Genomic DNA, 896 nt, shown 5'->3' on the forward strand with positions numbered 1-896 from the left:
TAGGGCGTGTCTGAAAACTCATCATAGTGGAACTACTTCAACAAAATCATGGCAGAAGCCAAAAAAGCAAAGCTCAAAAAGTTTCGAGAAAGTTTATCGTAGCGTGTTGCGATCCCACGGAATTGTTTGAGTTTGTTGAAAAAACATTCCACAACATGCCGTTCTTTATACTGGTAAAAGTCGCATTCCCAAGGATTTGCTGTATTCGATTTTGGAGGGATGCAGAACGTTGCGTCTTGGGATTCGATATACGTTCGAATGTCATGGGTGCCGTAGGCTTTATCGGCTAAAACAACGCTTCCGGACAGTGTGACGCCAGAGAGGACTTCAACCGCCACCGTGCAGTCATGGATATTGCCAGGCGTTAAAAACAGGCGAATCGGATTACCCACTGCATCCACTACGGTGTGGATCTTGGTGTTTCGCCCCCCTCGGGAAAGTCCGATTTCTTGGTTGGTTTCGGCGTTTTCAGCCCCTTTTTAGCCCCCGCCGCATGCTGATGAACTTTACAGGAGGTGCTGTCAATGGATACATCCTGCAAGTCCGCATCGCCAGCCAAGGACTCAAATATCTTTTGAAAGAGGTCATCTTTGCTCCACAAACGAAAACGGGAATACACGGTTTTCCAAGGACCAAAACGTTCCGGCAAATCACGCCAAGGAGCCCCTGTTTTTACTTTCCAAAGCATTCCATTCAGCATGACTCGATTGGGTTTCGAGGGTCTGCCTTCGCCTGTATTTTCGGGTGGCAATAGACCTTGGATCCGTTCCCAATCCTGGTCCTTGATTTCGTGGCGTCGTAGCATAATTTTACAGGCCTCCTCGTGATCTCGTCCCTGTAAAATTATGCTACGGTTTCTTCTTTGAAGCAATAGATAGTTTTCAGACACGCCCTAG

The 896-nt window shown here is 47.3% G+C and carries 1 protein-coding gene; it reads right to left on the reverse strand.

Going from position 1 to position 896, the window contains the following annotated elements; all coding sequences use genetic code 11:
• Positions 1-32 precede the first annotated feature (32 nt).
• A protein-coding gene (locus NLX71_RS26295; RefSeq protein ID WP_254366762.1) for an IS5 family transposase occupies positions 33-805 on the reverse strand; the annotation gives its coding sequence in 2 pieces (ribosomal slippage) (positions 33-475 and positions 475-805; 774 coding nt in all).
• Positions 806-896: the final 91 nt, after the last annotated feature.

The sequence above is a fragment of the Paenibacillus sp. MZ04-78.2 genome (genome assembly GCF_024213375.1).
Taxonomy (GTDB): Bacteria; Bacillota; Bacilli; order Paenibacillales; family NBRC-103111; genus Paenibacillus_G.